We start from the raw sequence: 18478 nt of genomic DNA, 5'->3' as shown, positions 1-18478 counted from the left end.
TCGTGACGAGCGACCCGGCCAACGAGTGGCGGAAGTGAATCGCTTCCTCCGCTCGGCAACCCTGGCACTGGCGGTGACATTCTCGGCTTGGCCGAACGCTTCGGCACGCGCTCAGTCCTTCACCCTCGACGAGCTGCGGGACATGTGCCGCGGCGAAACTCGGAACTCGCCGCAGTTTCGCACCCGTGCCGCCAACCTGCTGCTGTCCGAGAGCTATCGGTCGCGGTGCAGGATGTACTTGCTCGGAATGGTCGATGCGCTTCTTGGCGAGGAGGGCAAGGCCGGCCGCCGCTGTCTTCCGGCGGGCACGACTGACGCCGACATAACCGAGCCGATCGTGCAGGCGATCGTCGCGGCCGACGAGGTGCCGGACGGCGGTGTCGCCGGGATCGTCCGGGAAGTGCTTCGTTCGCGCTTCGGCTGCGAACCGGACGGAACCCCTCCCCTGTCCGCGGATTGAGTCGGGAGCGAATCGACTCGGAGCATTTCAGATGGCCGCACGCGCCTATTGGAGGGGACAGATCAGGCTCGCCCTGGTTTCCATTCCCGTTGAAATCTTTTCGGCGACCAAGAGCGGTGCGACGATCGCCTTCAACCAGATCCACGAGCCGACCGGCAAGAGGATCAAATATGAGAAGGTGGTGCCCGGTGTTGGTCCGGTCGATCCCGACGATATCGTCAAGGGCTATCAGTATGAGAAAGGTTCCTACGTCCTCATAAACGACGAGGAACTCGAAGCCGTGAAGCTGGAGAGCAAGAAGACGCTCGAGCTCACCCAGTTCGTCGATCATGACGAGATCGACGTCCTGTATTTCGAGAAGCCTTATTATGTCGTGCCTGCCGACGACCTTGCCGAAGAGGCTTTCATCGTCCTCCGGGAAGCGCTCCGACGAACCAAGAAGGTGGCGCTCGGTCAGCTCGCGATGCGCGGCCGGGAATATGTGGTGAGCCTGAAGCCCTGCGGGCGCGGGATCGTGCTCGAAACCCTGCGTTATGCAAACGAGGTGCAGAAGGCCCAGAACTACTTTCGCGACATCAGCGAGGCCAAGCCGGACGAAGAGCTTCTCGAACTTGCCGAGGCGCTGATCGAGCGCAAGACCGCCGAGTTCGACCCCGACAAGTTCCACGACCGCTATGTCGAAGCGCTTCAGGACCTGATCGAGCGCAAGCGCAAGGGGAAGACGCTCCACACCGAGGAAGAAGAAGCCGGTCCGGCGAAGGGCATGAACGTCGTCGACCTGATGGCGGCTCTCAAACGCTCCATCGACGGTCCCGCAGGCACCGCCAAGCGCGCGGGCTCGCGTTCCGGCGGCGCTCGGGCGTCCACCGCGAAGAAGGGCCCGGCCAAGAAGGCGCCGGCGAAGAAGACGCCGGCCAAGGCCGCGCCCGCCCGCAAGCGGGCCTAGCAGATGGCTCGGCGCGCAGACCCGCTCGCCAGCTACAACGAGAAGCGGGACTTCACGAAGACGGCGGAGCCGCCCGGCACCCCCGACAAGCTTCCCTGGGGCAATGGCAACGGCTTCATGGTCCAGAAGCATGACGCCACGCGCCTTCACTATGATTTCCGACTCGAGCTCGACGGAACTCTCAAAAGCTGGGCCGTCCCGAATGGCCCAAGCCTCGATCCCAACGACAAGAGGCTGGCGGTCCGAACCGAGGACCACCCGCTGAGCTATGCCACCTTCGAAGGCACCATCCCGAAGGGAGAATATGGCGGCGGCACGGTCATGCTCTGGGATCGGGGCACCTGGACGCCCGATCCGCGCAAGGATCCCCGCAAGACGATCGAACAGGGCCATCTCCATTTCACTCTCGATGGAGAGCGGATGAAGGGCGAATGGGTGATGTTCAGGCTCAAGCCCCGGGACCGGGAGCGGACCGAGAACTGGATCCTCCGAAAGGTCGACGACGAACATTCCGGCAGTTCCACCGGTCTTACCGACAAATATCTGACCAGCATCAAGACCGGCCGCACAATGCAGGAGATTGCCTCAGGCAAGAAGGCGAAGGAGCTGGCGGACTGGAAATCCCCTCCGGACCCGAACCGGTCGGAGCGAAGGCCACGACCGAAAGCCTCTGGGAAATCTTCCTTGAGCGGTCGCGGCAGGCGCGGCTCGACGAGCCGCGTCCCGGATTTTCGCGAACCGCAGAAGGCCACTCTGGTCGACAGCGTTCCCGCCGGCTCCGGCTGGATCCACGAAATGAAGTTCGACGGCTATCGCTGCCTTCTCGCGCTGGGCGGCGGATCGGTCAGGCTCTACACCCGCTCCGGGCTGGACTGGTCGGACAAGTTTCCGGAGATCGCCAAGGCGGCCCTGGGGATCGACGCGGGATCCGCGCTGCTCGACGGGGAAATCGTCAAGGCCGACGAACAGGGCGGCACCAGCTTCTCCGCCCTTCAGCAGGCGATCAGCGAGGGCGGTCGGGGCCTCACGCTCTTCCTGTTCGATGCGCTCGAAATCGATGGCGAGGACCTGACTTCGCTTTCGACCGTGGAACGAAAGGCAAGGCTGGCATCGCTCGTCGGCCCGTCGCTTCAGCCCTTCATCCTTTATGCCGATCACATTGCCGGCCAGGGCGAGAAGCTGCTCAAGGCGATGTGTGAAGCCGGTCAGGAAGGGATCATCTCCAAGCGGGCCGATTCGCCTTATCGGAGTGGCCGGACCCGATCCTGGCTCAAGGTGAAGTGCACCCTTCGGCAGGAATTCGTGATCATCGGCTGGACGGAAAGCGACAAGAAGGGGCGAGGTTTCAGGGCGCTCCTTCTGGGCCTCTACGAAGACGGCAGGCTGCGCTACGCCGGCAAGGTCGGAACCGGTTTCTCGCTCTCACTGCAGCACGAGCTTCGAGCCAGGCTCGAAGAGCTGGCCGTGGCCAAGCCGCCCGCCGACGTCCCGCGCGCCGACGCCCGAGGCGCCAATTGGGTGAAACCCCAGCTCGTCGCCGAAATCGCATTCGCCGAGTTCACCTCCGACGGGGTGGTTCGCCATGCCAGCTTCCTGGGCTTGCGGAGCGACAAGCCCGCCGAGGACGTCGCGGAGGAGAAACCAGCGCCGACGACTCCGCCGGAAAGCGACAGCGTCAAGATCAGCAATCCCGAAAGGCTGATCTTTCCTGAAGCCGGCATCAGCAAGGGGGAACTTGCCGACTATTGCCGGGCAGTGGCCCCGCTCATGCTGCCCTGGGCTGGGCACCGGCCGCTGACCCTCGTTCGTTGTCCGCAGGGCCGCGCCAGGAAATGCTTCTTCCAGAAGCATGACGCGGGGACATTTGGCGATCGGGTCCATCGCATCCCGATCGAGGAGAAAAAGGGACAGATCGAAGACTATCTGTGGATCGACGATCAGGATGGTCTGCTCACCTTGATCCAGATGGGAACGATCGAAATCCATGGCTGGGGTTCGCGCATCGAGGATGTCGAGAAACCGGACCGACTCGTCTTCGACATCGACCCCGACGTCGGTCTCGACTTCGTCGAGGTCAGGAAGGCCGCTCAGGACTTGCGGCGGCACCTGGCCGATCTTGGCCTCGCCACCTTTCCGATGCTGACCGGGGGCAAGGGCGTCCATGTCATCGTGCCTTTGAAGCCGGGGGCGGAATGGCCCCAGGTCAAGGATTTCGCGATGCGCTTCTCGATCGCTCTCGCCCAGGCCGAGCCGGACCGCTTCACCGCCAACCTTTCCAAGGCGAGCCGAAAGGGACGGATGTTCCTCGACTATCTGCGCAACCAGCGCGGCTCCACCGCCATCCTGCCCTACTCGGCCCGTGCCCGAGAAGGCGCGCCGGTGGCGGCCCCGATCAACTGGGACGAGCTGGACAGGATGGAAAGCGGTGCCCGCTTCACCGTTCGCGACTCCGAACTTCTTCTCCAGCGCGCCTCGAGCCGAGCGCTCCAGGGTTGGGGTCAGGCCGACCAGGTCCTCCCGGATCTTTAGCCCGCCATCTGGACCAAACCGCATCCGGTCAGGAGGCTCGGCGCTCCATGGCCCACTGAAGCGGCGACGCTCCGTACTGACGGCGAAAGGCATGGCTCAGCGCGACCTGGTCCGAATAGCCGGCCATCTCGGCCGCCTCGCCGAGCGAAACTCCGCCGCTCTTGATGAGCTCGGCCGCGCGAGCGAGCCGGAGTGCCCGATGATAGGCGATCGGGGCCTGGCCGAAGGCCCGCTTGAAGTAGCGGGCGAGGTGGAATTGCGACAGACCGGCCACCGGTGCCAGTTCGGCCAGAGTGACGTTCCGGTCGAGATTGTGGTGGAGGAATGCCCGAGCGCGCTCAAGCCGCTCGAACAGCGATCGACGAGTCGACAATTTTGCGACCTTCAACCTCTCCATAGCGGCCCGGCTCTCGCTTAGCGGCTCGGAAAGCGCCTGTTCGACCCTGCGCAGCAGGTTCCCGGCAACGAGATGACCAACATTCGGGTCGCGGGCGATCTTGAGTCCAAATTCTTCCAGCGACCGGCCCATCGCGCTGGTTCGGGTCGAGAGCACCAGAGCTCGTCCGAAAATCGGATCGTGGCCTTCCGGTCGGGGAGCCGCCGGCGGCCATCGCACCGGCGGCAGCATCAGGCACAGACCCGTGGTTTCGGTGCGATTGATGCCGACGCAGTTCGACCCTCCATCAAGATAGAGAAACTGACCGGGACGGACTCGAATGCTTCGACTGTTCACCTCGTAGACTTCCTCGCCATCGAGCACGAGCTTGAGCGACGGGGCGGCCGCACCGATCATCGAGCTTCCGGGCTTGAGCCTTGACAGGACGAGCCTGCCGTCGGCGGCGGGCTCCCGTGGAGCATCGAGATGCTCCTCCATGACTGTGAAGGCCGTGGTCATCCGGCGCGATTCCCCTTTGGCGCAGGAGGTTTAGCCCGACCGAAGCTGAACGCCGGATTAGCGGCTACAAATGTAGCATACGGAGCCCGAAGAATCGCAATTCAGGTCAAGTGCCTTCAGACCAGTCCAGCGGTCCAGGCAGCGATGAACGTGGCAAGCGCGGCAACGGCCCAGAACCGCCATGACGGCGCGGGCTGGAGCGGCTCAGCGCTGGCGCCGGTTCTTGCGGAGCCGAGGATCATCGCCGCCGTCAGATTCCGGCGTCTGAAGATCCAATAAAAGAGGATCGCGGCAATGTGGACGCCGATCATGACCAGCAGCAGGTTGAAGACGCTTTCGTGCAGGTCGGTCAGCCGTTCGGACAGCTCGCCGCTGATCAGGTGAGCCAGATGCCCGTTTTCGAGCCCGTCATCGTCACTGGCCAGCAATCCGAGGCCTACCTGCAGGCAAAGCAGACCCAGCATGGCAAGGACGCTGAGGGCGCCGAGCGGGTTGTGCCCGCTCCCGTGGCTCGTTCGTCCGCGGACATATTCGAGCACGTGGCGCGGGCCTTTGACGAAGTTGGCGAACCGGGCGGTTGATCCTCCGACGAACCCCCAGGCCAGCCGAAAGATCAGCAGACCGAGCAGGATCGTTCCGCCGCTTATGTGAAGATCCAGCCGCTCATTCTCAGCCGTCCACCACATGAAGGGTATCAGCAGCACCACCGACCAGTGGAACAGCCGAGTCGGCAGGTCCCACACCGCGGCCCGCACGATCAGTCCAGCTCCGGCCCGCGGAATCGGTCATGGCAATCCTTGCAGCTCCTGCCGAGCTCTGCCTGCGCGGCCCGAATCGCCTCGATATCGCCGCTTTGCGCCGCCTGCTGAAACTCCGCGGCTTCGGCTTGAAAAGCTTGAGCACGCTGCCGAAAAGTCTCGGCGTCAGTCCAGATCTCCGCCTTTGCGCGGGTCCGGCCGGCTTCCGGACCGCTGCCTTCCGGAAACCAGCTGAGTAGCTGCGGCCCATAGCCGGCAATCACCGCGGCGTGGCGCTGGATCGTTTCGATCGACGGAGAGCCGGCCTTGAGCTGGTCCCCTATTCCCTTCATCGCCTTGCCCATCTCCTCATAATGTTCGTGGCGGGCCCGCATCACTGCGGCGATGTCGGAGGTCTGGGCGCTGCCATTGGCGACATTATGGGCCTCCTCCCGGATTTCGGGCGCGGCGCTTTCGGGCGCCTGGTTGCAGGCGGCGACGGTGACAAGGGCGGCAGTGCAGGCCGCGACGAGCAGCGATCTCATCGGCATCTCCTTTCGGATCCGCAATGCCCGCATGGCTGCGCCGATTCAATCGCCCAAAGGAAAGCGCCCCGGTCCATGGGACCGGGGCGCCTCGTCATCGGTCGGGCACGGGGGAATGCCGGATCGAAAGGTTTAGCGGCAGCGGCTCCGGCTGCGCTGGATCTCGCGGCCGATCAGGGCGCCGGCAACGGCACCCAGGATGGTGCCAGTGGTTCGTTCGCCGCGGGTATCGATCGCTCGACCCGCCAGCGCGCCGGCGGCACCGCCGACGATCAGGCCGGTCGTGCCGTTCGAACGGCGGCAATAGAGCCGGCCGTCGCGTCCGCGCCACGTCGGCCCGGCATAGCTGCCGTCCCGGTCATAATAGCGGCTGTAGCGGCTGCCGTCGTAGCGGTCGTAGGCTGCGGCGGTGGCCGGAATGGCGGGAACCGTCATCGTCACGGCGGCCATACCAAGAATCACTTTGCGCATGATCTGCTCCTTTGAAACCCGAAGCACGGGAAAGACGCCCGTGTCTGAAACAGGGTCTAGGCCGATTCGGCTGAGTGCCTCCTGAATCGCCGCGACAGGCATCGTTAAGGAGGGTCAACGATCTCTTTGCACTTGGCCCGACGCGAAGGTGACTTACTAAAATAATACGCTTTCTCTCTTGCACTGACCGCCGCCAAGCCCCAATCTCCGCTGAAACGCTCATGTTGTGGGGACGACAAGGATGGCTACCCAGACGCAGACCCAGACTGCCTCGACGCTGACGCTCGAGCCGCCCCAGCCGCTTCAGACCGTTCAGCCGGAGCAGGCGGCCGGACTGGTGCCGCTCAAGGAGGAGCAGAAGAGTCAGCTTGAGGAGCGGGTCGACACGTTCGTCAGCGAACTCATTGCGCTGGACGCCAATTCGCCGGAATTCGGCAAGAAGGTCGATCAGCTGACCTCGATGGGCCGTCGGGAAATCGCCGAGGCGGCCGGCCATTCCAACCGCTTCCTCGACCGGCCGGTGAAGGCGATCGATTCCGACACCGGAATCGGTGCGGATTTGACCGAGCTTCGCAAGACGGTCGAAGCGCTCGATCCGGCTCGCGGCAATCTCAACCGGCCGCGCCGCCTGTTCGGCTTGATCCCGTTCGGCAACTCGCTCCGCGGCTATTTCATGAAATATCAGTCGGCGCAGACTCACATCGCCAAGATTCTCGCCGCGCTGGCCTCCGGCAAGGACGAGCTGCTTCAGGACAATGCCGCGATCGACACCGAGCGTGCCCAGATGTGGAAGACGATGGGCAAGCTGGAGCAGATGATCCACATTTCGAAGGCGCTCGACGCCAAGCTCGAGGAGAAGGCCAACGAACTCGACTCCACCGATCCGGCCAAGGCCAAGGCGATCCGGGAAACGGCGCTCTTCTATACCCGCCAGCGCACGACCGATCTGCTGACCCAGATGGCGGTGACGGTTCAGGGCTATCTCGCTCTCGATCTCGTCAAGAAGAACAATATCGAGCTCGTGAAGGGCGTCGACCGGGCATCGACCACGACCGTTTCCGCCTTGCGGACCGCGGTTACCGTCGCCCAGGCGCTCACCAACCAGAAGCTGGTCCTGGAGCAGATCAGCGCCCTCAACACGACGACGGCGAACATGATCGAGAGCACCGGAACGCTGCTCAAGAACCAGTCGGGCGAGATCCACAAGCAGGCCGCTTCGTCGACCATCCCGCTCGAAACGCTTCAGCGCGCCTTCCAGAACATCTACGACACGATGGACACGATCGACCGCTTCAAGGTGGAGGCGCTCGGCAACATGAAGCAGACTGTCGAAACGCTCGGCCGCGAGGTCGAGAAGAGCCGCGGCTATATCGCTCGAGCGGAAGGCGTCGAACAGAACCGCCTTTCCGCCGAACCCTCGCCGCTGGCGGCGCTCGAAGGCTGAACATGTCCAACCACCCGCGCAGCGTCGACCAGGCCATCGCCCGTTTCGACGAGGTGATGGGTCGGATCGATCGCAGGCCGGAGGCGCGCCAGGCCCAGCTTCGGGTCAAGGCACGGGGCCTCGCCTCCGTCGGACGAAGAATGGCCAATGTCGGCATGGCGCTTGGCCTGCTGATCGCGGCGACGATCGCCTTCGCACTCGTCGTCGGGCCGATCGGGCTCGGCGGTCTCTTCGTCGTGGCCTCCCTGATGTTCCTCGCGGTCCTGCTCTTCTCGCTTTGGCCGACGGACAGGCCGATCGTGGAATATAAGGAGGATATGCCCAACCAGGCGGTCGTGCAGCGGCTCGAGACCCTGCTGGTCAGGAAGCGCCCTGCTTTGCCAGCTCCGGCGGCCACCCGGATCGATGCGATCAGCGCCCAGCTTCCGCTGCTCGAGTCGCGGCTTTCACAGGCGGACATCCTCGATCCGCTGGCACAGGATGCCCGGCGTCTCATGGGCAAGCACCTTCCCGAACTGATCGAGCGCTACGAGCGGGTACCGCCCGCCTATCGGGCCGAGCGGGACGGCGAAGGGCTGACCGTCGACCAGCGACTGATCGCTGGTCTCGACGCCGCCAGGTCTGCACTTGACGAGCTCGGCCGGAAGCTGGCTCACGAGGATCTCACGGCTTTCGAGACCCAGGGCCGCTTCATCGAGAGCCGGTACAAGGATCAGGGCGAGGCCATTCGGGGCGAGTGATGGGATTCGAGCTCGAACGCATCCTCTACGAGACCGAAGACTTTCTGCGCCGGCACGTCAGCTCCGCTTCGGCCCAGCAGGCGCGCAAGCGCCGCTGGCAACGCAAGATGCAGGAATTCGGCCGTCGGCTTCGTCGGTCCGCCTTCCTGCTGGTCGGCCTGCTCGCGGCTTTGGTGGCCTATAGCGTCTTCGTGGATCCGATCGGCTTCCTCACCTGGATCGTCGCGATCCCGACAGCCTTTCTGGTCGCCGCCGTTTCGCTTCTCTGGCCAACCCGCCGGGCGACTCCTGCCGCCGTCCAGTCTCCCGCGACGATCCCTCTCGACCAGATGGCGGTCAGGGTCGAGGACGGGCTGATCGACCGGCGAAGCGAGTTGCCGGGCAAGGCGCTTCCCGCAGCCGATTCGATCATCGCCAGGCTCAACGAACTCCAGCCCCATCTCGCGGCGCTGGATCCCCATTCGATGGAAGCCGGGGAGGCACGCCGGCTGATCTGCCAGCATCTTCCGAAGCTGATCGACACCTATCTCGATCTGCCGCCCAGTGCCCGTGTCCCCGGATCGGAGAGCAGCCGTCGGCTGACCGAAAGCCTCGATATCGTCGCCGACGAACTCGATCATCTGCTCGAACGATGCTGCCGCGACAAGCAGCTCAGCTTCGAAACCCAGAACCGGTTCATCGAGACCCGCTACAAGGAAGACGAGCGACTGAAGCGCCCGTAAGGCGCCTCAGCCGGCCAGTAATTCCTCCGCATAGCCGACGATATCCTTCGGCCAACGGGCGATCCGTTCACGAAATCGGTCGAGCTCGCCGCGATACAAAGCGCGCAGGGCTTCCTCATAGCCCGGACGGTCGCCGGCCATGGCGGTGATGAAGCGGTAGACGGCCTCTCGCGCCGCCTCGGCATCCCTCGGTGCCTTGCGGGCCGAATCCACCAGCCGCCGGAGAGTCGCCGATGCGCCGCCGGGCTGCTGCGCCAGCCAATCCCATTGCGACGGCAGGAGGGTTATTTCTCGCGCCTTCACGCCAAGCTTCGGGCGGCCGCGCGCCCGCGGAGGCGCGGGGGTCGCGTCCCACAGGTCGAGGTCGACGACGCGTCCGGTGGAATCGTCGAAGGCCTGAACGGCGCCCTGATCGTCGGGCCATCCCCGCTCGACCTCGCGAGTGACCGACTCCACGGATCCGCGGGCGATGATCCGATCTTCGAAAAAGGCGGTGACTTGCTTGCTCATCGGGCTTCCTTTGCCCAAATTATACCCGGATATATTCCCGGTCAATAACGTCCGGGTAGAATTTTGCCCTTCCACCCATCCGCTTTCTCCCCAGACCGCTGGTGCAAGCCCGGCGACGACGTTCGTCCCAGGGGAGGCGATCCTGTTGCGAGCCTATCGTCCGCGACTGGAGCGCCGCCCCGTCGCCTCAGGCGAGCGCCCGGCGCGCCTCGGCCAGCCGGCTGACAGCTGCAGCGAGCGTATCGTCCCGTTTGGCGAAGCACAGCCGGACGACGTTGGACGCCGGATCCTGAGCATAGAAAGCCGACACCGGAATCGCCGCCACTCCGGCCTGCCGAACGGCATGCTCGCAGAAAGTCAGATCGTCGATGGCGATCCCGGAAGCGGCGAGGTCGACGGAGAGGAAATAGGTTCCCTCGGCGGCTAGAACGGCAAAGCCTTCCCTGTGCAGGTCTCGGACGAGCCGGTCACGTGACTCGGCGAAAGCCGCCAACATGCCGGCATAATAAGCGTCGTCCTTGGCAAGGCCGTAGGCGATGGCGGCCTGAAGGTTCGGGGCTGTCGAGAAGGTGACGAACTGGTGGGCCTTGGAGACGGCGCTGGCGAGACGAAGCGGAGCAACGATCCAGCCGACTTTCCATCCGGTCAGCGAGAAGATCTTGCCGGCCGAACCCACCTTCACCGTCCGTTCCGCCATTCCTGGCATTGCCGCCAGCGGAACATGACGGCGCCCGTCGAAAACGAGATGCTCCCAGACTTCGTCGCTGACGACGATCACGTCATTGCGAACGCAGTGGCGGGCCAGCAGTCGAAGCTCGTCCTCGCTGAAGACTCGCGATGTCGGATTGTGCGGATTGTTGAACAGGACGAGGCGGGTCCGCTTGGTGAAGGCCTCGGCGAGCGCCCCTTCGCGGATCCGCCAGTCGGGCGGCGAAAGTCGTACCAGCCTCGGAACTCCGCCGGCGCGGCGCACGAGCGGCAGATAGGCGTCGTAAAGCGGCTGGAACAGGACGACCTCGTCGCCCGGCTCGATCAGGGCCATCAGGCTCGAGGCGAGCGCTTCGGTCGCTCCGGAGGTGATTGTTACCTGATCGGCGACCACATCAATGGCCTGGTGGCGCCGATAATGGGCGGCCACCGCTTCACGAAGTTCCGGTAGTCCGCGCATCGGCGGATATTGGTTGGACCTTGTCGTCAGCTCTTGCGCAGCCCGGCCGACGACATCTTCGGGCCAACCGAAATCGGGAAAGCCCTGGCCGAGGTTCACCGCGCCGAACTCGCGCGCAAGTCCGGACATATGTTCGAAGATCGAAATCGGCTGGTCGGCGAAAAGCGGGTTCATCGTCGGCCACTATGCGGCGGCCACGAAGTCTTGCAAAGGAAAAGGCCCGGAGCATCGCTCCGGGCCTTCCGGCTTGAACGGCGCGGCGGCCGAACCTGCCTCGTCCGTTATTGCTGGGCCGGTTCCTGCTCACGCGCCTGACGGCGAACCTCGCCGCGGCCCATCGCCGAAATCAGGGCTTCACCGGAAACCGCGAAATTGTCCGCCGGAAGGGCGGCCAGGCGATTGCCCACCTCGACGATGACGGTGTCGACGAGGCCATTGGCCGTTGTCCTCAGCGACTGAACCTCGCCGATGGTCCGGCCGGCCGTATCCCTGACGACCATTCCGGGCGAGACGGAAACGGCTCCGGCGGTGCTGGCCAGAGCCGAGCCCGCTGCCGCGAGCGACGCTGAGCCGAAGCCGAGGCCGGCACTGCCAGCGCCCGATGCCGATCCCTGGAGGGCGCCGGCGGCTCCAGTGCCGGTTCCGACGACTCCACCGACCGCACCGCCGACGGTACCGGCGACGTTTCCGACGGTGCTGCCAATGGCGTCGGTTCCGATGGCCTGAGCGCTCGCTCCGGCTTCACCTGAAGCCGTTCCGTTTGCCCGGCCGGAAAGTCCGGCGGAACCGAGCGCCGAATCCGTGGCGCCGTCGAGGGCACCGCTTCCGCTTGCATTGCCGGAAGCGCGAGCATCCACTCGGCCGGAGCGTCGATCCACGTTGCGTTCGATCCGGGTCGCGCCCGAACCGTTCAGCCCGCCATTGACGGTCTTGGTGACGCCGCCGAGCGTTCCGCCCAGCTGGCCACCGAGGCCGCCGCCAGCCTGGCCACCGAGACCACCGCCAAGTTGGCCACCGAGGCCGCCGCCGAGCAGCTGGGCCGATGCCGGCACCGCGACCATCATGGCGCATCCCGCCATCAGTTGGAGTGCGAATTTCATTCCAAATCTCCCTTGCTCTGCGAGGATTTCTGCATTCCTCAACAGGGCAAACGGGTGGCGGAACGGATTTAATCCCGGAAAATCATCGCGACCGAATGGGCGTCCGACAGTCGCCGCAAACGATCCCGCGTCCATAAGCTCCGCCGCGCGGCGGACCGGCTTCCCGGTCGAGAGCGGACAACGGACGCGCTGTTCGGGCATGACGTGCCAGCCGGCCGGCAACGAGCGGAACGGCGTAGGACGTACCGCGCACCGCGACCAGCCGACCGTTCATCGCAGCGGCGGCCATGTCCGCCCCAGGCGCCGCATAATCGAGATGAAGAGCGCGCCCCGCCTCGATCAGGACCCGTTTGCGCCGGTCGACCCCGGTGACCGCAATCACTCCCCGGTAAGATGCCGGATAGGCCGGAGGCGCAGCGCGCCCGTCATTGCCGACCGCGGCGACGATATGCATGCCCCGCGCTTGGGCCTGGGCGACCGCGCGCGCAACGAGCGGATTGGGTGGCCCGACAAGGCTGATCGCGACCACCGGCACCCGCTGCTGCGCCATCCAGCCAAGCGCCCGTACCAGAGCGGCCGAATTGCCCCCTGCCGGATCGGAACCGAAAACGTCGGCAACCAGAAGCGGCTGTCCCGGAGCAGCCCCGCGCACCTGCTCGCGCCCGGCAATCAGCGAGGCTACGGCCGTTCCATGGGCGCTCGGCCGTGGCGCACCGCGAACAAAGCCGCGCTGCTGCACCGGTCCATCGAGGCTTGGATGAGCCGCCACGCCGCCATCGATGATCCCGATGGCCGCTGCACCGCCGCCATTTCCCTGGGCCAGCACGGCACCGCCGGCGGCCGCGGCAGAGGCCGAAGCGCCGCTCTGAAGATGAAGATGATTGGCGGCGAACGCGCCATTCGGCGCGATCCGACGAAGCCGCTGCAGGCCGCGATCGACCGACCAGCGGTTCGGGACCGCGAGCGTCACGATCCGGATGTCGAGTCCTTCCGTGACTTCCTCTCCAAGCCGGACGAATCCCGCCGCCTCGGCCTGGGCAAGAGTGGCCGGATCCGGATCGATCGCGATGATCTCGCTTCGCACCGCCGGGCCCTGTCGAGTCCATTCGAGCTGCTCGGGATTCTGCCTGACAAGGTCGCGCAGTCGGTCGAGCCGCAAACCGGCAAGGCGCCGGGCTCCTGCGCTCAGATCGGCCGCAGTGCCCAACGCGCCATCGACCACGTCCCGACCTGTCTGGCCGACGCCGCCGATTACCCCGCCGACATCCGGCACCGGCACCGACGGCAGGATCTGTGCCTGGCCGGCGACTGCCATCGAGCCCAGCAGGGCCGCCGGCAGCCACCATCTTCGTGATTTCAAGTGCATCCCGCGGCCCTTTGCATATTTTTGCTTGCCTGGGGATGAAACGCTGCGGATCCACCGTTTCCTCCATGAACGGCATTGGAGGCCGTCTGTTGCAGGCGTTCGAGCGTGAATTGCTGATCTTGCTGCCGCGGCTGCGGCGGTTTGCGCGCGCCCTTGCTCGGGATTCGGCGGATGCCGACGATCTTACCCAGGTCGCGATCGAGCGGGCGCTCAAGGCGCGTGAGCAATGGGCGCCCGGGACAAGGCTGGATGCTTGGATGATGAGGATCATGCGCAATTGCTGGATTGACGAGGTGCGCAGCCGAACGCGCCGAGGCCAGACCTTTGTGCCCGAAGAAGCAGGAGAGAATGTCTCGGACGAGGGACATCTCGATATCGAGCGCAAGGCCCAGATGAACGATGTCGATCGCGCCATGAACGCACTTCCTGCCGAACAGCGCGAAGTGATCGCACTCGTCCTTGTCGAGGGGCTCGCCTACAAGGAGGCCGCCGCCATCCTCGATATCCCGATGGGAACCTTGACCTCGCGCCTGACCCGGGGACGCCAGGCACTTGCACAGATGTTGGAGGCGGCGTGATGAGCCTGAACGACGAAATGCTGATGGCCTATCTCGACGGGGAACTGGACGAGATTGCCCGACATAGGGTCGAAAAGGCGGTTGCCGGCGACAGCGCCTTGCAGCAGCGACTGGAGGTCCAACGTCGACTTCGCGATCGACTTGCCGGCCATTACGGCCCCGTCGCTGAAGAGCCGGTGCCCGAGCGCTTCCGGACGCTGCTCGACACCAAGGTCGTCCGTCTTTCTCGGCCTCGCGAGCGGCGTTTCAGCCGGGCCTGGGGGCAGGCCGCCGCGATCGCGGCCACCCTCCTGATCGGACTGGTGCTCGGCCGTTCGCTGCCGACCGAAACGGGACCACTGACAGCGAAAGAAGGCGCCCTTTTCGCGGCCAGCGATCTCGAACGGGCGCTGGATACGCAGCTGGCCAGCTCTGCCACGCCCGGCGAAACGCGCATCGGAGTGACCTTCGCCGCCAGCGATGGCCGTCTTTGCAGGACGTTCCAGAGTGCGGCGGTATCGGGACTCGCCTGTCGCGAAGCCGACGACTGGCAGCTCGTGATTGCCACGGGCGGCGAAAGCCGATCCGTGAGCGAGTATCGTCAGGCTTCCAGCGCCGACGCCCAGATCATGGCTCTGGCTCAGGAGATGATGGCCGGTGAACCGCTATCCGCCGACGCCGAACGGCGCGCCCGGGATTCCGGCTGGAATTCCGCAGCGGCGGATTAATCGGCCGCCTTCATCCGTTTCCCCGGCATCAGCCGAGGAGCGAAAATGCGTAACAAGATCCTTGCGGCCGTCGTGGCCGCCTGCGCCGCCCCGGTGGCAGCCGAGCCTGCCGCCGAACTTTCCACCGGAGTCGAGTATCAGGAAGGCGACTACGGCACCGGCGAACCGGTAGAGACTCTTACCGTGCGAAACGCCCTTCGAGTCGAAAGCGGGCGAACCTTCTTCACGGCAAGTCTTCCCTACCATCGACTGGAAGCGCCAGGAAACGTGGTCGGCGGCGGCGGTTCGATCCTGGGCCTGCCGATCATCATCGATCCCACCGAACCGACGACTCGGACCGTGAGGGAGGGTATCGGCGATCTCCGGCTGGGCGCCGGTCATTCGATCCGGACCTTCGGGGGCATGGATCTCAGCCTGGTCGGACAGGTGAAGCTGCCGACGGCATCGGCGCAGCGCGGACTGGGGACGGGTGAAGTCGATTTCAGCCTGGGCGCGGAAGCGTCCCGGACTTTCGGCCGGGTGACTCCCTTCGCTTCGATCAGCTACACCCTTCCGGGCGATCCCGAGGCCTATGAGCTGCGCAACAGCTTCGCCGCCCGCGGAGGGCTGACCGCCCAATTGTCGTCGAACCTGCGCGGCATGGTTTCTTATGGTTATGCCCAGAGTCTCAGTCCTCTGGTTCCTGACGAACAGCAGGTCTCGACCGGCTTGAATCTCGGTCTCTCGCGACGATTGTCGCTTGGGCTTTACGGCTCCGCCGGGCTGTCGGAAGGCGCGCCCGATGTCGGCGCCGGGCTTCAGCTCGGCTGGCGGATCTTCTAGCGGGAGCCGCTGGCCGACTCGCTTCCTCCCGGCGCGGCATTCTGGTCCGCCTCGGAAGCGGTGGGCCTCGTCGCCGCAGGCGCAGATGCCGGCGCGGAATCTTGCGGCCGCGGCTCCTGCTCCGTTCCCCAGCGTCCCAGCGGGCGCTGGGGCGGTGCGGTCGAACGGTCGCCGGTCAGCGACCACCGCTCGCTGCGCGACAGGACCCGGCTGGCACCGGCACGCTCGGCGATCACTTCATTGGCCGTTTCCCGGCTGAGCGGCTCGTACCGGCGAAGCACCGCGCGCTGGAAACTGTCGACGCTCCCCAGCGGAAGCCCCTTGGCCGTGTCGAGCGCGGCGGCTTCCGCGGCCGCGTCCCGAGTTTCACCCTCGGCCGCAGCCCTGCGTTCGGCCATGGTCGGCTGGCCGAAGCCGCCGCGCCAGGCGATCGCCGGTTCCACCCCCGGATGCCGCCGGCTGAACGCTGCCGGACGCCCCCATCCGCCGGACCAGCGGTAGAAGATGTGCGTGCCGACATTGGCCAGCTTGGTGAGGCTGGAAGCCCAGTAGGGAACGACCCAGTTGGTGTGGTAATGGGTCGCCCACCCCACCGGAGCGTAGACGTAACCGGACAAGGCCGCCTCGGCGACCTGCCGGGCCCGCTGCCAGTAGGAGGCCATCGGAGCGCGGCGAAGCGAGCCATCGCAGGTGAAGCTGAACTGGCAGCCGGTCATCCGGTGAGCGCCCTCGAACACCACCCCGCACACCGTCGAAGGATAGGCCGGATGGCGGGCCCGGTTGAGGACGACCTGGGCAACGGCGCGCTGCCCGTCGAGCGGCTCGGTTGCCGCTTCATAATAGATCGCGGCGGTGAGACAGTCGATCGACCGCAGCCGGTCGGCTTCGCTGGCGAAGGCGAACTGGTACGGCCGGGCGGCGGGATTGGCCGAATCGGAGATCGGAATCGAAGCGTTGTACGCTACTGCGTCGGTGGGATCGATTGGCTTGAGCTGGGTCGCGGCCGTGGCCGCCGCCGCCTGCCGCAGCTCGCGGGCAACCGTCGGCGCGGTCACCGGATTCAAGGTCATCGAACTGAACTGGGCAGGGTTCATCGCAAGATTGACCCCGGCAACGACCCACAAGGCCAGCATCGCCGCAACCACCGTCCACGCACGCCAATGCCTGCGCACCGCTTCCGGACCGCGCAAGAAAGTCTGCTTCAGGACAAGCGCCGTCATCAAGTCACCAATAAGTACCGGGAAAGAGGTGCATCATATAGGTAAGACAGGCTTTCTGCAACCTGAAGGGCGTTCGCCGAACCGCAGCCCAGCTGAACCCGAGCACCTTGGAACGAATAGTTCCAATGGCTTCGCCTCTTCGGGAAGCGATCGCCATCTCCCTTTCTATTGAAATCGTTTCGAACCCGGATAGAAGCCCGCGCCGGGGGCTCTGTCAGGGGAAGATTCGTCATGAAATCTGCGTCACTCCTTTTCGGAGCGGCTTCGCTCGCCCTTGCCGCAGCGGCGATCGCACAGCCGCGGGCGGGAACCGGCGGCACCGTCAACTACTGGATGTCTGCTGAAACGATGAGCGGCTTCGCCGCCGGGGCAATGGGCCAGGGCGGTCGGCCGAACATCGGCGCGCTGATGTCCGGCCGCTCGGGCAACTCGGCCTTCGTCAGGAACCTCACGCTCCAGCTCGGAAGTCCGCGCCGTGCGTCAGGCGCTCCCGCCGCGGAGCATCTGCCGCCCGCCGGGCTCAACGTCGGCCCTTCCCTGCCGCTGGTGTCTCCCGAAGGTACGAACAACCGGACCGGCAATGAAAATTGGACCGACGGCAACCAGCGCGCCCAGGGGAAAATCCTGATCTACTGGGGCTGCGGCGAGCGCGCCCGCCAGGGACAGCCGTTCGAAATCGATCTCGCCCGGCTCACTGCCGGTCAGGCGCAGGCGACGTTCGGCGGGCTCGACATCCGGATGATGAACCCGCCGAGCCCGTCCAGCAGCACGACCTACGGCGAATGGCCGAACCAGCGCTCGCGCACCCAGGTGCCGGTAAATGGATCGCTGGTCGGCGATCATGTCGTTCGCGGCAATTACAGCCCGGAAATTCGTTTCGCGCTTGCTCAGGGCCAGGATTTCCTTGCGCCGCTGGTCCTGACCTCGAACACGCCCAATGCCGCCCGAGCCGTTCCGGTCGCCTGGCAGACGGTGCCGAACGCCCGGGCCTATTTCCTGATGGCCACCGGCGCCCGCGAGGACGGGACGATCGTGATGTGGACCTCGAGCGAGGTCCAGTTCAACCAGATGGGAATGATGGACTATCTCAGCCAGGAGGAGATTGCCCGGCTGGTCCAGCAGCGCGTTCTGCTCAACGCGCAGGCGACTCAGTGCACCGTCCCGGCCGAAGTCGCCGGAAGCGTACAGGGCGCTTCACTGATGGTGACCGCCTTCGGGCCGGAGGCCAATTTCAGCCACCCCGCCAGGCCCGCCAATGCCGGTCGCAACTGGGCTCCCGAATGGACCGCCAAGCTTCGGACCCGCTCCGTTCACATGGGCATGCTCGGCATGAACATGGAAGAGATGATGGGCGGTAATGCCGGCCAGGCGGATCAACCGGAACGGCCGCAACAGCGACGTCGCTCTCTTCGCGATCGGCTTCGGGAACGCATTCTCGGCAACTGATTGCGGGGGAGCGGCTGGCTTCGGTCCGGCTGAGCCGCTAAGAGCCCGGGCATGTAAGCTTCAACGCGAGGA

Annotated in this window: 19 protein-coding genes; 10 read left to right on the top strand and 9 right to left on the bottom strand. The window is 65.3% G+C overall.

Annotated elements, in window-relative coordinates:
- Positions 1-34: 34 nt before the first annotated feature.
- Genes ACRYLT_RS12770 through ligD form a run of 3 tightly spaced genes read left to right on the top strand, consistent with a single transcriptional unit; the run spans position 35 to position 3935 of the window.
- Positions 35-460 carry a Rap1a/Tai family immunity protein gene (locus tag ACRYLT_RS12770; protein WP_482664470.1) on the top strand — a complete coding sequence of 142 codons (426 nt, stop codon included), beginning with the start codon at positions 35-37 and terminating at the stop codon, positions 458-460.
- Positions 461-491: 31 nt separating this feature from the next.
- Positions 492-1406 carry a non-homologous end joining protein Ku gene (gene ku, locus ACRYLT_RS12765; RefSeq protein ID WP_482664469.1) on the top strand — a complete coding sequence of 305 codons (915 nt, stop codon included), beginning with the start codon at positions 492-494 and terminating at the stop codon, positions 1404-1406.
- 3 nt (positions 1407-1409) lie between these two features.
- A complete protein-coding gene (gene ligD / locus ACRYLT_RS12760; RefSeq protein WP_482664468.1) occupies positions 1410-3935 on the top strand; it encodes a DNA ligase D in 2526 nt (841 codons plus the stop codon).
- A 28-nt stretch (positions 3936-3963) separates the two neighbouring features.
- Here the strand turns inward: ligD and ACRYLT_RS12755 are convergent, their stop codons facing one another.
- The 4 genes from ACRYLT_RS12755 to ACRYLT_RS12740 form a co-directional block, all read right to left on the bottom strand.
- Positions 3964-4830 carry a helix-turn-helix domain-containing protein gene (locus ACRYLT_RS12755; RefSeq protein ID WP_482664467.1) on the bottom strand — a complete coding sequence of 289 codons (867 nt, stop codon included), beginning with the start codon at positions 4828-4830 and terminating at the stop codon, positions 3964-3966.
- A 116-nt stretch (positions 4831-4946) separates the two neighbouring features.
- Positions 4947-5585, bottom strand: a complete 639-nt coding sequence (locus tag ACRYLT_RS12750) for a cytochrome b/b6 domain-containing protein (protein WP_482664466.1) — start codon at positions 5583-5585, stop codon at positions 4947-4949.
- Between the two features lie 2 nt (positions 5586-5587).
- Entirely contained in the window at positions 5588-6112 is a 525-nt protein-coding gene (locus ACRYLT_RS12745; protein WP_482664465.1) for a c-type cytochrome, read from the bottom strand.
- Positions 6113-6244: 132 nt separating this feature from the next.
- On the bottom strand, positions 6245-6583 hold the full coding sequence (locus tag ACRYLT_RS12740) for a glycine zipper 2TM domain-containing protein (protein ID WP_482664464.1): 339 nt from the start codon (positions 6581-6583) through the stop codon (positions 6245-6247).
- Positions 6584-6824: 241 nt separating this feature from the next.
- Here ACRYLT_RS12740 and ACRYLT_RS12735 point away from each other — a divergent pair, with 241 nt between their 5' ends.
- Genes ACRYLT_RS12735 through ACRYLT_RS12725 form a run of 3 tightly spaced genes read left to right on the top strand, consistent with a single transcriptional unit; the run spans position 6825 to position 9489 of the window.
- Positions 6825-8027, top strand: a complete 1203-nt coding sequence (locus ACRYLT_RS12735; protein WP_482664463.1) for a toxic anion resistance protein — start codon at positions 6825-6827, stop codon at positions 8025-8027.
- A gap of 2 nt (positions 8028-8029) precedes the next feature.
- Positions 8030-8767 (top strand): hypothetical protein, encoded by a 738-nt coding sequence (locus ACRYLT_RS12730; RefSeq protein ID WP_482664462.1) that lies wholly within the window; start codon positions 8030-8032, stop codon positions 8765-8767.
- Positions 8767-9489, top strand: a complete 723-nt coding sequence (locus ACRYLT_RS12725) for a hypothetical protein (RefSeq protein ID WP_482664461.1) — start codon at positions 8767-8769, stop codon at positions 9487-9489. Before ACRYLT_RS12730 ends, ACRYLT_RS12725 begins: the two co-directional genes overlap by 1 nt.
- 6 nt (positions 9490-9495) lie before the next feature.
- Here ACRYLT_RS12725 and ACRYLT_RS12720 read toward each other — a convergent pair whose 3' ends face one another.
- From ACRYLT_RS12720 to ACRYLT_RS12705, 4 genes are all read right to left on the bottom strand, one after another.
- Positions 9496-9999 carry a DUF2239 family protein gene (locus tag ACRYLT_RS12720; RefSeq protein ID WP_482664460.1) on the bottom strand — a complete coding sequence of 168 codons (504 nt, stop codon included), beginning with the start codon at positions 9997-9999 and terminating at the stop codon, positions 9496-9498.
- 187 nt (positions 10000-10186) lie between these two features.
- The gene (locus ACRYLT_RS12715; RefSeq protein ID WP_482664459.1) at positions 10187-11341 is read right to left on the bottom strand and encodes an aminotransferase; all 1155 of its coding nucleotides are present in this window, start codon (positions 11339-11341) and stop codon (positions 10187-10189) included.
- A gap of 107 nt (positions 11342-11448) precedes the next feature.
- Positions 11449-12267 carry a hypothetical protein gene (locus tag ACRYLT_RS12710; RefSeq protein WP_482664458.1) on the bottom strand — a complete coding sequence of 273 codons (819 nt, stop codon included), beginning with the start codon at positions 12265-12267 and terminating at the stop codon, positions 11449-11451.
- An 82-nt stretch (positions 12268-12349) separates the two neighbouring features.
- Positions 12350-13633, bottom strand: coding sequence for a S8 family serine peptidase (locus ACRYLT_RS12705; protein WP_482664457.1), 1284 nt, complete (start codon positions 13631-13633; stop codon positions 12350-12352).
- 65 nt (positions 13634-13698) lie between these two features.
- On the opposite strand from ACRYLT_RS12705, the gene ACRYLT_RS12700 reads away from it, so the two are divergent.
- The 3 genes from ACRYLT_RS12700 to ACRYLT_RS12690 are packed head-to-tail and all read left to right on the top strand — an operon-like array spanning position 13699 to position 15740.
- Positions 13699-14211, top strand: a complete 513-nt coding sequence (locus tag ACRYLT_RS12700) for an RNA polymerase sigma factor (RefSeq protein WP_482664456.1) — start codon at positions 13699-13701, stop codon at positions 14209-14211.
- Entirely contained in the window at positions 14211-14918 is a 708-nt protein-coding gene (locus ACRYLT_RS12695) for an anti-sigma factor family protein (protein WP_482664455.1), read from the top strand. The genes ACRYLT_RS12700 and ACRYLT_RS12695 overlap by 1 nt, the downstream gene beginning before the upstream one ends.
- Positions 14919-14963: 45 nt before the next feature.
- A complete protein-coding gene (locus ACRYLT_RS12690) occupies positions 14964-15740 on the top strand; it encodes a transporter (RefSeq protein WP_482664454.1) in 777 nt (258 codons plus the stop codon).
- Here the strand turns inward: ACRYLT_RS12690 and ACRYLT_RS12685 are convergent.
- Positions 15737-16960: a cell wall hydrolase gene (locus ACRYLT_RS12685; protein ID WP_482664453.1), complete on the bottom strand. Its 1224-nt coding sequence runs from the start codon at positions 16958-16960 to the stop codon at positions 15737-15739. The genes ACRYLT_RS12690 and ACRYLT_RS12685 overlap by 4 nt on opposite strands.
- Before the next feature lie 231 nt (positions 16961-17191).
- Between ACRYLT_RS12685 and ACRYLT_RS12680 the strand changes: the two genes are divergently transcribed.
- Entirely contained in the window at positions 17192-18406 is a 1215-nt protein-coding gene (locus tag ACRYLT_RS12680; protein ID WP_482664452.1) for a hypothetical protein, read from the top strand.
- The last annotated feature ends 72 nt before the right edge of the window (positions 18407-18478 follow it).

It is taken from the genome of Sphingosinicella sp. SM1-17 (genome assembly GCF_056821765.1).
This window is presented reverse-complemented; position numbering and strand designations above follow the sequence as displayed.

Bases quoted from the DNA above. Each gene is read 5' to 3' on its own strand.
- ku (WP_482664469.1), top strand. From the start codon at position 492: ATGGCCGCACGCGCCTATTGGAGGGGACAGATCAGGCTCGCCCTGGTT.
- ligD (WP_482664468.1), top strand. From the start codon at position 1,410: ATGGCTCGGCGCGCAGACCCGCTCGCCAGCTACAACGAGAAGCGGGAC.
- ACRYLT_RS12755 (WP_482664467.1), bottom strand. From the start codon at position 4,830: ATGACCACGGCCTTCACAGTCATGGAGGAGCATCTCGATGCTCCACGG.
- ACRYLT_RS12745 (WP_482664465.1), bottom strand. From the start codon at position 6,112: ATGAGATCGCTGCTCGTCGCGGCCTGCACTGCCGCCCTTGTCACCGTC.
- ACRYLT_RS12740 (WP_482664464.1), bottom strand. From the start codon at position 6,583: ATGCGCAAAGTGATTCTTGGTATGGCCGCCGTGACGATGACGGTTCCC.
- ACRYLT_RS12735 (WP_482664463.1), top strand. From the start codon at position 6,825: ATGGCTACCCAGACGCAGACCCAGACTGCCTCGACGCTGACGCTCGAG.
- ACRYLT_RS12730 (WP_482664462.1), top strand. From the start codon at position 8,030: ATGTCCAACCACCCGCGCAGCGTCGACCAGGCCATCGCCCGTTTCGAC.
- ACRYLT_RS12725 (WP_482664461.1), top strand. From the start codon at position 8,767: ATGGGATTCGAGCTCGAACGCATCCTCTACGAGACCGAAGACTTTCTG.
- ACRYLT_RS12720 (WP_482664460.1), bottom strand. From the start codon at position 9,999: ATGAGCAAGCAAGTCACCGCCTTTTTCGAAGATCGGATCATCGCCCGC.
- ACRYLT_RS12715 (WP_482664459.1), bottom strand. From the start codon at position 11,341: ATGAACCCGCTTTTCGCCGACCAGCCGATTTCGATCTTCGAACATATG.
- ACRYLT_RS12710 (WP_482664458.1), bottom strand. From the start codon at position 12,267: ATGAAATTCGCACTCCAACTGATGGCGGGATGCGCCATGATGGTCGCG.
- ACRYLT_RS12705 (WP_482664457.1), bottom strand. From the start codon at position 13,633: ATGCACTTGAAATCACGAAGATGGTGGCTGCCGGCGGCCCTGCTGGGC.
- ACRYLT_RS12700 (WP_482664456.1), top strand. From the start codon at position 13,699: ATGAACGGCATTGGAGGCCGTCTGTTGCAGGCGTTCGAGCGTGAATTG.
- ACRYLT_RS12695 (WP_482664455.1), top strand. From the start codon at position 14,211: ATGAGCCTGAACGACGAAATGCTGATGGCCTATCTCGACGGGGAACTG.
- ACRYLT_RS12690 (WP_482664454.1), top strand. From the start codon at position 14,964: ATGCGTAACAAGATCCTTGCGGCCGTCGTGGCCGCCTGCGCCGCCCCG.
- ACRYLT_RS12685 (WP_482664453.1), bottom strand. From the start codon at position 16,960: ATGACGGCGCTTGTCCTGAAGCAGACTTTCTTGCGCGGTCCGGAAGCG.
- ACRYLT_RS12680 (WP_482664452.1), top strand. From the start codon at position 17,192: ATGAAATCTGCGTCACTCCTTTTCGGAGCGGCTTCGCTCGCCCTTGCC.